Genomic DNA, 15,309 nt, shown 5'->3' with positions numbered 1-15,309 from the left:
TTTCTCTACTTTAAAATACTAAATTTATATCCCATTCCGTATATATTTTTAATAATTTTAGTTGAAGTTTTCTTTCTAAATCTTTTTAAAATCATCATGATTTTATTTTCACTGTACTCTTCATTTTCACCATAAATTGATTTAAATAAATCCATTAATGTAAAATAGTGTACATCTTCATTACAGAACTTTCCTAAAATAGTATATTCATTTTTTGTTAAATCAACTTCTTTATTCTCTTTTTTTAATATTTTGTTATAGTTATCCCAAGTGAAACCATCTTCTAAATGAACAATGTTCTCTTGATTTATGCCCTTTCTATTTTCAATGGCTTTTAAAATTGATTCTTTAAAAAGGCTTCTTGGAAGAGGTTTAACTAAATATTTAAAAATATTTAATTCAATTGCATCAAATAAATATGCTTTATCACTATGTGCAGAAAGTACAATAATTGTAACATCTTTATCTTCTTTTCTTATCTCTTTGACAACATCCATACCATTTATAAAAGGCATACTAATATCAAGCATGATTATATCTGGCTTATGTTTATAATACATCTCTAAGCCCTCTTTCCCATCTGCTGCTTCAATTATTTCATCGAACAACTCTTCTAAATAAATACTATAACTTTTTCTCAAAAGTTCATCATCTTCTACAAATAAAAGTTTCATTTTTTCATCCTATAATACTAAATTTTGCTCCATTGGCATGATTTTTACAAATTAATTTCTTATTCATATTATCTTCAATTATCCTTTTTGCAATAAAAAGTCCAATTCCTGAGTTTACTTTTTCATCTTTAGTTGAGATATTTGCATCAAAAATCTTCTCTATTGGCTTTACTTTTATTCCCCCTGCATTATCAATAACAGAAAAAATTGTTTTATGTTTTTCTTCTATAATCTCCAAGGTAATTGTTGGATTTTTGATTTTTTCTTTTATTATTGCATCAATGGAATTGTTTAACAATATAATTATAACTTGAATATACTCTTTTTTATATCCTACTGTTTTAATTTTGGTATTTCTACAGTTTATCAAATGATTTACTGAATTTTTATTAAATTTAATATCTAATAATTTAATTGCCTCTTTTGCACAATCAATCAAATAAAACTCTTCTTTGTTTTTTTGTGGACTAAAATAGTCTAAAAATTGAGTAACAGTATCATTCATATATTTAGTTTGTTGCTCTATCTCATTTAATTGATTAGATAAATACTCTTTTGTTAAATTTTTCTTATTATATGTTGTTTCCAAATTTAAAGATATCATATTTATTCTATGTAATGGTTGTTTCCATTCATGTACAATTGAGTTTAAAACTTCACCAAATGAGGCTAACCTTGTTTGCCTAAGTATGTAAAGCTCTTGTTCTTTATTTTTTATTTTCAATTTTAAATTTTTTTCATTACTTAGTTTTAATCTATACGCAATTAAAAGTGACATCATAACAATTTCCAATAAAATATTAACTTTTAGTATTTTTGTCATTAAATTTGCATCAATAAATCCTAAAACAATATTTACAATAAAAGTTAAAGTAACAACCATAAATATTGTCCAAATAAAAGCATATATTTTCGAGATTTTCTCTTCTGTTATAATTAGGTATCTAATTGAAATAGAAATTATCAATAATGTAATTAATATTGTACATAAAAGCAAGTATTTTTGAATCAAATAAAGAAAAGATGAATCAAGAAATGCAATCAAAACTCCAATTATTGAAACCAAAGGAAGAATACAAATTGATGTAAGCATTAAAATTCTATATAAAACAAAAGCATTTCTTCTACTTTGAAATAAATTAGAAGAAAACTTCGCAATTGAGATAAAAGTTATTATAAAAAAAATGCATGATAATAACTCATTTAAAATAGGAAATGAAGAGAATAAAAGATAAGTCAAATACCCATCATAAAAAAATAAAAAACCAAATACTCCTATAATATAGCCTAAATAGTATTTGTAAATCTTCACTTTAGAAACTAAAAATATAAAAAAATTATAAAAAAACATTAAAAATAAAGCAGCATAAAATGAGCTATTAAATATATTTTCAAAATCCCTTTGTTTATAAAATTGTTCTTTTGAAACTATATGCATAGGAATTAAAAGAGAAAAAGAGGAATTGATTTTAATATAAAGTGTACTTTTACCTTTTGGTATCTCATATGCATATCTATTATAGTCTGAAAACTCACATAAGTTGTTGTATTTTATACCATTTTGATATTTTTTGATTAACTTACTATCTTTAAAAAAATAGATATTAAGCTCATCAATTAAAAAGTTATCAATTCTAAAAAGCTGTTGTTTGGAAGATTTATTATTGATTTCTAACTTTAACCAATAGATATTTTGTGAAAATTTAAAATTTGAATTATCATGAATACTAAATTTTCTAAAGTTTTCATGTACTATAGTTTCAATAGGAAAATCATTTTTATTAAAAGTTAAATACTTATCTAATTTTCTAATTTCATTATTGTTATTTTCAATAACTAAAGTTTCAGAATATAAGGTATTTAAAAAAAGCAAGAATAAAAATAGATATTTTTTAAGATTCATTATTTTACTCTTATAGTATAAATACTAATGATGTTAATGTATCAAGAGTAATATCTGAGGGTTCAGCACCAATATCTTCTAAACTATTTTCTACTTTATGTATCATAAGAGAAAGCAACACTTCAAAAGAGAAATTAGAGTGTGATAATAAACTCTCTTTTTTTTCAACAATTGATTTTAATTTTTTTAATTTATTTAAATCATCAAATCTTTTTTTCATATATTCAACTTGCCAATTATTTTGCCAAGTTAAAAATAAATAGTTACCATTTATATCTTTTGAAGTTCTTATTTTCCATTTTAAAATATGCAGATTTTTATATAGTTTTTCTAATTTTTCTTTATCATAGTTTAATGCTGTAAATTTATGTTGTCCTGCAATGGAGTAAGCATCATAAATCATATAATAAGCCCCAAGTATTAAATAATCATTTCTATTTAAAAGACCTTTTTTATCAAAAGCCAAATCAAGATATTGTTTAAAATTTTGCAGTTTTTTTCCATCAAAATCTCTTAAATTTACAAAGGTTTCACCACTATTTATTTGGCTATAAATCGCTTTTTCTAAAGTTTTATTATAATATTTTGGATTTCTTTTATCAAGTTTTACTTTATACTTATGCAAATAATTCATTATTTGCTTATAATCTTTAGAGATTTCATTCGCTTTTTGTGTTTGAAATACGCTTTTTATATTACTATTTGATGCACAACCGCTAAAAAGTATAATTAAAACATATATAAATATAAAATTTTTGTACACTTTTTAGCTTCCTTTTGTAAGAATTATAAATTTACCTTATTTTAGCATATTGATACATAAAATACATCTTTCTTTGTATAAAAATTAATTATTTTAATCTAATTTATTTAAGCATTCTTTTGAAAAAGGTATGATTTCATTTATTTTATTATCTTTTATTTTATTTACCCAATTAGCATCAGCTAATAAAGCTCTTCCCACTGCAACCATATCAAACTCATTATCTTGCAATTTTTTTTCTACTAATTTAATAGTTTCTAAGTCTTCATCAAGTCCTATATTTCCCACTGTTATTACAGGTTTATTTGTTATTTTTTTTGTCAAAGTTGCAAGAGTAAGTGGTGATTCTTTAAAAGCTGGCATCCAAAATCTTCTCTGACTTACATGAAATATATCAACTCCTGCTTCAACTAGTGATAAAAGAAGCTCTTTTAGTTCTTTTTCGTCTTTAGCTATTTTTGCATCATAATCTATAGTTTTCCATTGTGAAAAACGAAATACTACTGGAAAATCTTTTCCTACTGCTTTTTTTATTGACTTTATTAATTCATTTGCAAAACGCAATCTATTAGTAAATGTTCCTCCATATTTATCTGTTCTTTGATTTGTCTTTTCCCAAAAAAATTGATCTATCAAATATCCATGGGCAGCAAGAAGTTCTATTCCGTCAAAATTTAACTCTTTTGCATCAAGTGCAGCTTTTGTAAATGCCTTTATTACTTCATCTATATCATTTTGACTCATAGCTCTTACAGTTTGTTTGCCCTTAATGTATTCATCCATTGGACCAATACTTACCATATTTTCATTAGGAGTTACTCCTAGTTTTCTAGTATTTCCTGCATGCCAAAGTTGTGGTATTATCTTTGCACCTGAGGCGTGAACTTTGTCTACTAGTTTTTTCCACATAATTAAAGCATCACCATAAAATGCAGGAGCATTAAAATTACCATTTGCAACTTCGTGATTTACAAATGTTCCTTCACTTATTATTAATGCTGTGCCACCTTTTGCTCTTCTATCATAATAATTTATCATATCTTCTGTTGGTATATTATTTTTAGCTTGAGTTCTTGTCATTGGTGCCATTGCAATACGATTTTTTAAAGTTAGATTTCCTAAAGAAATAGGAGAGAATAAAATTGAATTTTCCTTCATAATTATTTCCTTTTATTTTTTTGAAACTTTAACTTTTATATGTTATATTGTCAAGAACTACCTCAAAAGGTATATACATACCAAAAGGATACTAATGCAGATAAAATATAAAGAAAAAGATTATACATGTTCATTTGAGTTTGTCCTTGATATCGTATCTGGGAAGTGGAAAGGGCTTGTTCTTTGGCATCTTAGTAAGAAGACTATGAGATATAACGAAATTCATAAAATTTTAGGAAAGATTACACAAAAAATGTTAACTCAAACCCTTAGAGATTTGGAAAAACATAAACTTATCTCAAGAAAAGTCTATCCAGTTATACCACCTAAAGTAGAATATTCAATAACAAAAAATGGACAAAAGCTTATACCGATTTTTCACCAATTATCAAAATGGGGAGATGAAATGGCTGAAGAATATGCAGAAATAAAAAAGTAAACAATAAATAGAAAATCATCAAGGGCCTTAAAGCTCATGATAATTTTCTTAAAGAGAGTGCAAACACAAGGCTTGCTTTTGTTTATACAAATAATTCAATTAACTCAAAGATTTAAGTTCAGCTTCTACTTTTACAAGTTTCTCTTTTGCTGAAGATAATCCAGCTTTATTCTCTTTTATAACATTAGCAGGAGCATTTGCTACAAATCTTTCATTTGATAACATTCCTGATAATTTTCCTATCTCTTTTTCTAATTTTTCTTTTTGACGAGTTAGTTTATTAATAATAGGTGTCATATCAATCTCACCTGTTGGTAAATAAACTTCTAAATTATCACTTACATCTGTTATAGAGTTTTCTACTTTTGCATCAACAAACTCTATATTTTCTACTTTTGAAAGTTTTTCTATAAAAGGCTTTGCCATATTTGTATCAATTTGCTTATCAAGTTTAATATATGCTTTTGCAATCTTACTATTACCCATATCTATGATAACTTTTGCTCTTCTAACTGATACAATAGCTTCTTGAATAATGGCAAAATCTGCTTCAACTTTTAGATCTTTTTTTATCTCTTTTGGAAAGTTTGTAATCATTAGTGACTCACCCTCTTCCAAAGATGTTCCACTTAATTTATGATATAAAAAGTCAGAAATAAATGGCATAAATGGACTTACCATCTTTAATGTCTCTTTAAAAATTGCTCCAAGTTCAATAATTGATTCTTTACTAGCTTTTGCATACTCAATACCCCAATCACAAAACTCATTCCATACAAACTTATATAAAGTACTTGCAGCTTCATTGAATTTATATGTATCCAAAGTAGTTCTTACTTCATCAACTGCATCACTTAATCTACTTTGCATATAAATACCAAGTGGTGTTTTAATTTGAATATCTTTTAAATCAGGGAAAGTATCCACATTTAGTTGTAAAAAGTTTGAAGCATTATAAAGTTTGTTTGTAAAGTTTCTAAATTGCTCTAGGTTTTTAGCACCTAGTTTTATATCTCTTCCTTGAACACAAAGATATGCCAAAGTAAATCTTATAATATCAGCACTATGTTCATTTACCATATCAAGCGGGTCAATTACATTACCTTTACTTTTAGACATTTTTGCCCCATGTTCATCTCTTACTAAAGCATGCATATAAATATCTTCAAATGGTAACTCTTTTTTAAAGTGTTCACCCATCATCATCATTCTTGCTACCCAAAAAAACATGATATCAAAACCAGTAATTAATAAACTATTTGGATAAAAGTCTGCTTCATCAGTTGAGTTATATAAATCTTTTAGTTTACCATTATTACCCCAACCTAAAGGTGACATTGCCCAAAGTGCAGATGAGAACCAAGTATCAAGAACATCTGGATCTTGAGTATATTTTTTACTTTTACATTTTGGACACTCTTCTGGTTCATCAGCTTTATCAGCCCATTGGTGATTACAATCATCACATGTAAACACAGGAATTCTATGCCCCCACCAAAGTTGTCTTGAAATACACCATGGTCTTAATTCATCCATCCAAGCTGTATATGAATTTATCCAATGAGATGGATGAAATAGTGTTCCATTGTGCTCACCACTTTTTGATCTCTCTTTTGTAATCTCTTTTGTTTTTCTAATAGATTCTTGAGCCATATCTGAGCTTAAAAACCATTGTTGAGAAATAAATGGCTCAACAATATTTTTACATCTATAGCAATGCCCTACTTGATGAACATGTTCTTCAATTTTTACGATATAACCCTTTGCTTGTAGTTTTTCTACAATTGGCTTTCTAGCTTCTAGTCTTTCAAGCCCTGCAAACTCTCCACAGTATTCATTTAAAATACCTTTTTCATCAAATACTTTGATAAATTCTAAGTTATGTCTAATACCAACTTCGTAGTCATTTTGATCGTGAGCTGGAGTAACTTTTACAATACCTGTTCCAAACTCCATATCAACATAAGAGTCAGTAATAATTTTGATTTTTCTATTTGTTAAAGGAAGAAGTACTTCTTTTCCTACAATATCTGTATATCTTTTATCATCTGGATGTACCATAATAGCAGTATCACCAAAGTATGTTTCAGGTCTAGTAGTAGCAACTGTGATATGACCACTACCATCAGCAAAATGATAATTCATATGATAGAAGTTTCCACTTACTTCTTCATGTTCAACTTCAATATCAGAAAGGGCACCATCGTGTGTACACCAATTTACCATGTAATTATTTTGAGTAATATGCCCTTCATTATATAAAGATACAAAAGCCTCTTTTACAGCTTCTTGTAAGCCCTCATCCATAGTAAATCGTTCACGCTTCCAAGCAGGAGTAACCCCTAATTTTCTCATTTGATGAACAATATTTCCACCACTTGTCTCTTTTTGCTTCCAAGCTCTTTTTAAAAACTCTTCTCTTCCTATCTCTTCTTTAGTCTTACCCTCAGCTAAAATTTGTTTTTCCACAACATTTTGCGTAGCAATTCCAGCATGATCAGTTCCTGGTTGCCATAAAGTTTTAAAGCCATCCATTCTTTTATATCTAGTAACAATATCTTGTAAAGTAAATGTAAGTGCGTGTCCAATATGTAAACTTCCTGTAACATTTGGAGGTGGCATCATAATTGCAAAATTTTTATCTTTTTCTTGAATAGATTTATTTCCATCTACTTCAAAATATCCTCTATCTTCCCATATTTTATAAAATTTATCTTCTATTTTTGACGGTTCGTATTTTTCACTCATTAAAATTCCTATCAATTAAATATGCGCGATTATATCTATATTTTACTTAGTATGGAATTTTATAAATATTTTATTTAAGCTCATATTTTAAATATAACTGCCATGTCATTTGTGATAGAAATATCAAGTTTTGATGACTCATTTTTCATTATTTTTATTGCTTCTTCTTTAGTATACGCCTTTCTATAAGCTTTTTCTTGCAATAAAGCATCATAAACATTTGCATTAATTAAAACCCTATCTTTAAAACTTAAACTTTTGTTTTCAAAACCAAAAATATATCCACTTGCATCTAATCTTTCTTGAACCTTCATAGCCCAAGATACAATGTCATTAAATCCCATGATATTAGACAAAACTTTTTTTGTATAATATGGATATGTTTTAATTTGTTCTTTTTCATAGATATCTAAAGGTTCAATTTTTTCAAGTATATCTTTACAAACTGCAAGTTTTCCAATCTTGCAAAAACCTGCTGCTATTTGTAGTGTTATTTTATCTTTATGTTCTAAAGCATAAAAGTCACTAATTTTTCCTATATTATCAAGCAATTTACTTTGTGGTTCAACAAGTTTTAGAAAAATATTTGCAATTTTTAATAATACTTCAAACTCTAATACTTGTGAAAAATCTTCAAGTAGTGTATAAATAAATAGTAATATATCTGATTCATTTTCTAAATCTAACCAAAAGTTAATTGACTCATTAAGCTTAAAAAAACTATCTACAATCTGCTTTGAAAAAAGTTTATTTTCATTTAACTTTACATAGTTTAATATTTTCTCTTTTTTTACTGGGTCAAAACTTGATAAATCAAACTCTTCATCCAAGTTTGTTGCAAAAAAGATGATTTGAGAAAATAGAGGTATCTGTTCATTTTTCAAGCCAAAGATTCCACTTCCATCAAAATGTTCTTTTTGATAAAGCAGTATATCTTTTTGTTTTTGTATAAAAGGAAAATCTTTTACATACTCATTTGATAATTCGCATAAAGTTTTATTATCACTGGCTTGATTTAAAGCTAAACTTGAGCATAAAGAGTAAGAACACAAATCACTAAGTTGCTTATTATCTAGTTTTAATATAACTCCTAAACTTAAAGCTATATAACTAACTCTTTTCAAATGCCCAAGCTTAGTAGCTTTTTTTTCATTATTTACATAATCTAAAACTATTGATGTTGATAATAAAAAGTTATTTAAATTAAATAAAATCTCTTTTTTTTTATCCATTTTACTACTCAACTAATTCAACTATTGCATTTACAGAAGCTTCTGTCATATCTAAATCCAAATGCTGTGAACCAGTTGCTTCTACAAGTTGTACATCTAAACCCTCTTTTTTAGCAAATTCATAAAAATCTTTTGTCTGTTTTGGAGTTGATATTTTATCTTCACTTCCATAAACTAAAACAATTTTTGTTCGTCTATCAATATTGTCAATAACATCCATAGCAGAAATTTTATCTTTAGATTTATTTTTTTCATCAAGTTTGTAACTTCCACCAGCACAAAGTAGATTATTGATTAAAAAAGGTTTTTCTCCAACTAGATTTATTCCCATTGTACAACCTGCACTATGTCCTATATAAGTTACTATATTTGCATTGTATTTTGTTTTTAGTTGTGAAACCAATGAAGATAATAACTCAACATACTCTTTAGTAAAAGCAAGATTCTCACCACTTGAAAGTGATTTTATATTATTTGTTGAAGAGTTTGAGTATCCAGGAAGCGCAATAGCAACTGTATTTATGTCTGTTTCAAAAGATAAATTTTCAGCAAAAGGGGCATATCTTCCTAATGTGTTAGTTTTTTCATCCCATTTACCATGAACAACTATATTTAACTTACCTTTTGTCTCTCCATTATACTTTTTAAAGTTGATACACTCACCACCAGCAAAAATATAACTTTCCCCTTGTTTCTCACACTCTTCTTTTGTAACAGTAGAAGCATTTAATAATCCACTTGCTACAAAAATAGTAAAAATAAGTTTTTTTATAAACATCTGTTCTCCTTTTAATAAGCTGTAATTCCTATATATCCATCAACTTGTCTTTCAATTACCTCAACAATACCTGCTTGAGTAAAATCAACTCCATTAATAAAATCTTTTTCTTTCCAATTCATAGTCTCCATTGTATTTTTACAAACTATAAACTCCACATCATATTGCATTAAAGACTTAATTCTTGTAAGAGTGGCTTTGTCATAATCTTTTTTTAAAGATTTTACACCTTTTCCATATGCAACAACTACAATTTTTAAACTCTCACTTGGATACTCTTTTAGTATATTATACATAGAACTCAAGGTATGATTTATTGTTTCTAAATCACCAACATGTAAAGAGTAGACAACTTTTCTTGGTTCATCAAAACTAGGTTTAGGATTTGAAAAATCCCTTGCAAAACAAACTATACTTACTAATAAAACTAAAACCAACATTCTCATAATTTATCCTTTGATTTTTACTTGCATTTGCTCTGTTATTTCACCATCGCTTATTATTTTGCAATATAAGCCTCTATTATTTTTTAAAAGCTTTGGTAACTTATTATCAAACTTACTTAAATGCTTACAAACAGTACAACTTTCAGTTATTTGTATTGCACAGTTATTTATATAAAATATATCTCCTACTTTAAACTCATGTGGATCAAAATCTAAAAGAATATTTTCGCCTAAACTTCCATAAACTAAATCAATATTATTCTCTTTTGCTATTTCATAAGCTTTTATTCCTACAATCATTACAGATTTATCAAGCTCTTTTCCTGCAAATTTATCAAAAGCTATTCCATATCCTGTAATAAGATTTAGGCTTTTTACTTGTGGTCTTGGTGAACTTTGTGAATCTTTTTTGGCACTAAATGTACCTAATACTCTTCCTAAATTTATCATTTTACATTCTCTTTTAATATATCTAAAAAGTCTTTTTTACTCCAACTTCCAACATATGTTTTTAATAAAACTGCATTACTATTTAAAACAAAAAAACTAGGAGTTACTCTTTTATAATATTTTGTAAGATTAAAAGGCAAAGCTTTATTGTCTACATCAACTTCAAGTAGAATATAGTTACTGTTTAAACTTTTTTGAACCTTTGCTTCACTAAAAACTTCTCTATCCATTTTTTTACAATAATAACAGGTTTTTGAAGTTGCATAAACTAAAATAAGTTTATTATTTTGTTGCGCTTTTAATACAATCTCATCTTCATCAAAATCGCTATTTACCTTAATTGCCTTCTTACTTTTATTATGTTTGCTATATTGCATAAAAAAGATTGCTAAGTTTACATATTCATCATCACTTAATTCACCTTTCATACTAGGCTTTTCATCATAATACTTCAAGATATGCTCATCACAGATACTATTAAACTTATCTGGCTTTATCAAAAATGATTTTAAATACTCTTCAATTTCTATTTCTCTCATTTCACTATCGTTTGGGTCTCCAATCTTTTTAGGACTATCCATAATCGCATATGCTAGCATATTTGCAGTTGGAGCTTTCAAATTTAAAAGTTTATTATCTTTTTCAAAGAAATTTTCTTTTATTTTTTTTATTTCTATAAACTGCTGATGACATGAAGAACATTTATTTTCAAAAACTTTTTTACCCTCTTCATAAGAAGCAAATAAAAATATATTTACAAATAAAATAAAAAAAACTACTTTTCTCATTTTCTACCCCTTTTCAAATTTATAAAATTTTTTATAAATTCTTATAAATTTGAAAAAGTATAAAGAGATTTCTTTATACTTTTTACTTTAAACAATTCCTGGATTACCTTTTACACCAACAATATCAGGTGTATCAACATTTAGTTTTCCAATATGTTTTACATTTTTTAAATATGTTTCAACAGTTTCCCAAATTGGTTCACCCTCAGACTTTGATCCAACAGTTGACCAACCTGCAACCTTGTATGATTTATTTGCTTCTATTTTTTCACCTGTGCTTGTAAGTGTAATAGATGAAATTCTATTTCCAATTTTTTCAGTTGGATTAATTTTATAAGAAATTCCACCTGTTCTTACCATATCTCCACCTTGTTGATAAAATGGATCTTCATTAAATAGATTATCAGCTACATCTTCAAGTATTAATTTTATATCACTACCTTTCATATCTCTTGCATATGTTTCAGGATATGTCATAGCTGTTTGTGTCATCAAATCATCAAAAGTTATAACTTGTCCAGGTAATACAGATGTTCCCCACCTAAACCCTGGAGATAAAGATATCTGTGCTTGCTTAACTTCAAGTAAAGAATCACAGATTATTTGATCCCAAGAACCATTAAAATTACCCCTTCTAAATAAAGTTACATCAGTTGTTGCAATTTGTCTATTTAAATCTTCTAAATATGGTTTTCTTACACTTTTAATATACTCTTTCATCTTTTTATCTTCTTTTATTAAATCAGAAAATATTGGAAGAAGAGTAAATTTAAAGTCTTTGATTTTTCCATTTTGAATATCTAAATCTAATACATTTAAAAACTTACCATTTGAACCTGCATTACAAACATATGTAACACCATTTGCATTTTTAACAGGAACTGCTTCTGGAACACCATCATGCGTATGTCCACCCATAATAAAATCAATTCCAGTAACCACATTTGCTAACTTTTTATCAGTATCAAAGCCATTATGAGAAAGTACAATTACAGCATCTGGTTTTTCATTCTCTTTTATTTCATTTACAAGTTCTTGCATTCCAGTATCATTGATAGAAAAACTCCAATCAGGAATAAATCTTTGAGGATTTGCAATAGTTGTGTAAGGAAATGCTTGTCCAATAATAGCAACTCTTGCATTACCCATTTTTTTAATAGTATATGGTTTAAAAGCGTGTCCAGAGTCTTCATCATAAGCTTGCATTGCTATTTCTGTCTCTTCAAATAATGCAGCCTCTTTAACTTTAACATTTTGAGCTAAGAACTCAGCATCTAAATCTTTTACATTATCAAGTACTTCTTGTGCTTTATAAGTAAATTCCCAATGCCCAACAGCAATATCAACTCCAAGTAAATTCATAGCTCCTACCATGTCTTTACCCCTTGTCCACAATGCAGTTGCACTTCCTTGCCAAGTATCACCACCATCAAGTAAAAGAGTCTTTTCTTCCCCAAAACTATTTTTCAAAAAATCCACAACAGTTTTAATTTGTGCATAACCACCTGTTCTTCCAATTGCTTTTGCATATTTCTCAAAGTTTACACAAGAATAAGCATATTCAAGCCTTTTATTTCCTTTAATTCCATAATAATCTAAAAGTTTCTCTCCTACAATATGAGGAGGCTTACCATAGTTATCATAAAATCCTAAGTTAACACTTGGCTCTCTAAAATATACAGGTAAAAGTTGTGCATGAGAATCAGTCATATGCATAAGCCTTGCATTTCCAAATGGCTTTAATTTATAATAATCTTCTAAATTACCAGTATTTGTCATTCTTGTATGAGAGTTGGCAAAAATTGGAGATGCTCCAAGCATTGCCATCATATAAATAAACTCTCTTCTGCTAAACTTACTCATTAAAAAATCCTTTTATTTTGCTGCATCACCTGTAACAGTGTATCCTAAAGATGTCCATGCTTGCATTCCACCTCTATAGTATTTTATTTTTTCAGCTGGGAAACCAATTTTAAGTAATGAGTATTTTGCATACTTAACCATCGTTGGAGTTTGCCCACACCAATAACCATTACAATAAAGAACAACAGTTTTTACTTTTGAAAAATCCAATGTTCCATCATCTTTTACTATAACTCCCATATAATCTTCCATCATATCAATTGCATCATCTTTATATTTGAAGTTTGTATATGGAACACTAACAGCACCAGGAATTCTTAATCTTACATACCAACCAGGAGTTCTAGTATCAATAATTGCAATACTAGAGTCAGTTTGTGCTTTTTGCATATAATCTATTAATTCAACTTCTCCTATTGTTTCAACGCCTTTTGCTAAAATCATAGGTTGAGGAACACCAAAACTTGTGTATGAGTAAAGATCAATTATCTTATTTTTCTTATCTTGTACTCTACTTAATGTAAATGTTTCGTTGTTTAATGTAATCTCAACAGATTTAACACCTGGTACAATTGGTACATAGTTATCATTTTCTGCTTGACTATATGAAAAACAAAATAGTGTAAGCATCGATGTTGTTAAAATCTTTTTTAATAAACTCATATTTTTTCCTTTAAAATTAATACTCATATCCATCGCCAGGAACTGCTAATCTCCAAGATGTTTTTGCTTCATTTGCTTGTGTCAATGCAGTTATGGCAAACTTACAAGCTCTAATTGCTGCAAAATCTACAGGAAGCTTTGTTTTTGAAGCTTTTCCTTTAAAATCTTTTGGATTAACCTCTTTTGCACCTGTTTTTATTGCATCTTCAACAGAAATTATTAAATCTGTATTATTAACTCCAAGTCTTCTAAACTCCAATTCATTCTTCTTTGCAATTTCATTATACTTTTTTGCTGTTTGTATAACTTTTTCTATACCATTATTTTCAACACTACAAACCTTTTCTACATCAATATCTTTTATTGATGATAGACTAGGAGAAGATGAAGATGCACAAGCACCAAAAACTATAGTAATTATTGATACAAGTGAAATATTTAGTAACTTATTCATAATTTTCTCCTTTTATTTTCTAACATCTGGACCATCAATTGGCATTCCATTTGACATATATGCCATAAAATATAGTAGTTCATGCATTTGTTTACTATCATTTTTTGGTGGAACTTGCCCTTGATCTTTTATGCAGCCTGACATTCTTCTTTCAAGTGTTCCTAAGCTACCCCATTTTAATCTATGTACAGGAAAATGTGTAACTTGTCCTAATAAAGGAGAAAGTTTTTCATTTCTAACTCTTTGTCCAGCACCTTGAATATGGCAAGTTGCACATGAAAGTTTTAAATAACCTCTTTGAGTATAATAATACTCTTTACCTCTTTCATAAGCTTCTTGTGCTTCTTTTGTTGGAATTTTTATATTCATCTTTTTTTGTGCTTCGGCAGTTGAATATGCTAAAAATGCTTGAAAAGTTGCCATTTTTCCTTTTTTAACATTCCATTTTTTTTCATTATTTGCTTCTAAACACTCATTTATTGCTGTTGTTAAAGAAATAACTTCTTTTCTTTTTGTGTCAAAATATGGATAATCTCCTCCAATAGTTGGATCAGGAAAACAAGTTTTTAAAGAATTTCCATTTGCAAACTCTTTAGTATAAAGATCTTCTCCATCTTCTATTTTATCTTCATAAGGTGGAAACTCCTTAATAGCTTCATACTGTTCTCTTGCATCTTTGGCATAAGAATAACTTCCTATACCAAAATCCATATGCTTTAATCCTTTCTCATACCCATCTTTTAACTCTTCTTCTGGTGAGTATAGAAAAAATCTATTTTTGTCTTTGTAAGGATCTTGAAATTTTGCTTCAAAATACTTAACTAACTCTTCTTTATCTTTTTGTGCTTGTGTATCAAATTGTGTTGCATTTAAAGAAAAAAATGCAAATGATGTTAAAACACTAGCTTTTAGTAGTCTAGTTAACATGCCCTCTCCTTGTTGTAAAAAAC

15 protein-coding genes are annotated in these 15,309 nt (G+C 27.7%); 1 reads left to right on the top strand and 14 read right to left on the bottom strand.

Features of this window, described 5'->3' with window-relative positions; genetic code table 11:
* Positions 1–5: 5 nt before the first annotated feature.
* The 4 genes from ACAN_RS03670 to ACAN_RS03655 form a co-directional block, all read right to left on the bottom strand.
* Positions 6–674 (bottom strand): response regulator transcription factor, encoded by a 669-nt coding sequence (locus ACAN_RS03670; RefSeq protein WP_079577394.1) that lies wholly within the window; start codon positions 672–674, stop codon positions 6–8.
* A 4-nt stretch (positions 675–678) separates the two neighbouring features.
* The gene (locus tag ACAN_RS03665) at positions 679–2,577 is read right to left on the bottom strand and encodes a sensor histidine kinase (RefSeq protein ID WP_099334948.1); all 1,899 of its coding nucleotides are present in this window, start codon (positions 2,575–2,577) and stop codon (positions 679–681) included.
* 10 nt (positions 2,578–2,587) lie between these two features.
* Positions 2,588–3,340 (bottom strand): hypothetical protein, encoded by a 753-nt coding sequence (locus ACAN_RS03660; RefSeq protein WP_099334949.1) that lies wholly within the window; start codon positions 3,338–3,340, stop codon positions 2,588–2,590.
* Between the two features lie 93 nt (positions 3,341–3,433).
* Positions 3,434–4,498, bottom strand: coding sequence for an oxidoreductase (locus tag ACAN_RS03655; RefSeq protein WP_099334950.1), 1,065 nt, complete (start codon positions 4,496–4,498; stop codon positions 3,434–3,436).
* Between the two features lie 94 nt (positions 4,499–4,592).
* Here ACAN_RS03655 and ACAN_RS03650 point away from each other — a divergent pair, with 94 nt between their 5' ends.
* A complete protein-coding gene (locus ACAN_RS03650) occupies positions 4,593–4,937 on the top strand; it encodes a winged helix-turn-helix transcriptional regulator (protein ID WP_079577390.1) in 345 nt (114 codons plus the stop codon).
* 99 nt (positions 4,938–5,036) lie between these two features.
* On the opposite strand, the gene ACAN_RS03645 is transcribed toward ACAN_RS03650, so the two are convergent.
* From ACAN_RS03645 to soxA, 10 genes are all read right to left on the bottom strand, one after another.
* Entirely contained in the window at positions 5,037–7,685 is a 2,649-nt protein-coding gene (locus tag ACAN_RS03645; protein WP_099334951.1) for a valine--tRNA ligase, read from the bottom strand.
* Between the two features lie 80 nt (positions 7,686–7,765).
* The gene (locus ACAN_RS03640; RefSeq protein WP_099334952.1) at positions 7,766–8,917 is read right to left on the bottom strand and encodes an HD-GYP domain-containing protein; all 1,152 of its coding nucleotides are present in this window, start codon (positions 8,915–8,917) and stop codon (positions 7,766–7,768) included.
* Between the two features lie 4 nt (positions 8,918–8,921).
* Positions 8,922–9,695: an alpha/beta hydrolase gene (locus ACAN_RS03635; protein WP_099334953.1), complete on the bottom strand. Its 774-nt coding sequence runs from the start codon at positions 9,693–9,695 to the stop codon at positions 8,922–8,924.
* 11 nt (positions 9,696–9,706) lie between these two features.
* On the bottom strand, positions 9,707–10,141 hold the full coding sequence (locus ACAN_RS03630; RefSeq protein ID WP_228145283.1) for a DsrE family protein: 435 nt from the start codon (positions 10,139–10,141) through the stop codon (positions 9,707–9,709).
* A gap of 3 nt (positions 10,142–10,144) precedes the next feature.
* Positions 10,145–10,591: an MOSC domain-containing protein gene (locus ACAN_RS03625; RefSeq protein ID WP_079577385.1), complete on the bottom strand. Its 447-nt coding sequence runs from the start codon at positions 10,589–10,591 to the stop codon at positions 10,145–10,147.
* Entirely contained in the window at positions 10,588–11,379 is a 792-nt protein-coding gene (locus ACAN_RS03620; RefSeq protein ID WP_099334954.1) for a thioredoxin fold domain-containing protein, read from the bottom strand. Before ACAN_RS03620 ends, ACAN_RS03625 begins: the two co-directional genes overlap by 4 nt.
* An 87-nt stretch (positions 11,380–11,466) precedes the next feature.
* Entirely contained in the window at positions 11,467–13,242 is a 1,776-nt protein-coding gene (soxB, locus tag ACAN_RS03615) for a thiosulfohydrolase SoxB (RefSeq protein ID WP_099334955.1), read from the bottom strand.
* Positions 13,243–13,254: 12 nt separating this feature from the next.
* Positions 13,255–13,905 carry a rhodanese-like domain-containing protein gene (locus ACAN_RS03610; RefSeq protein WP_099334956.1) on the bottom strand — a complete coding sequence of 217 codons (651 nt, stop codon included), beginning with the start codon at positions 13,903–13,905 and terminating at the stop codon, positions 13,255–13,257.
* A 16-nt stretch (positions 13,906–13,921) separates the two neighbouring features.
* Entirely contained in the window at positions 13,922–14,359 is a 438-nt protein-coding gene (locus ACAN_RS03605; RefSeq protein WP_099334957.1) for a hypothetical protein, read from the bottom strand.
* Positions 14,360–14,371: 12 nt separating this feature from the next.
* Positions 14,372–15,286: a sulfur oxidation c-type cytochrome SoxA gene (gene soxA, locus ACAN_RS03600; RefSeq protein WP_099334958.1), complete on the bottom strand. Its 915-nt coding sequence runs from the start codon at positions 15,284–15,286 to the stop codon at positions 14,372–14,374.
* Positions 15,287–15,309: the final 23 nt, after the last annotated feature.

Source organism: Malaciobacter canalis (genome assembly GCF_008000835.1).
In the GTDB taxonomy this organism is placed as follows: Bacteria; Campylobacterota; Campylobacteria; order Campylobacterales; family Arcobacteraceae; genus Malaciobacter; species Malaciobacter canalis.
The sequence above is the reverse complement of the archived record's forward strand: the minus strand, read 5'-3'. Positions and strand labels throughout refer to the sequence as shown.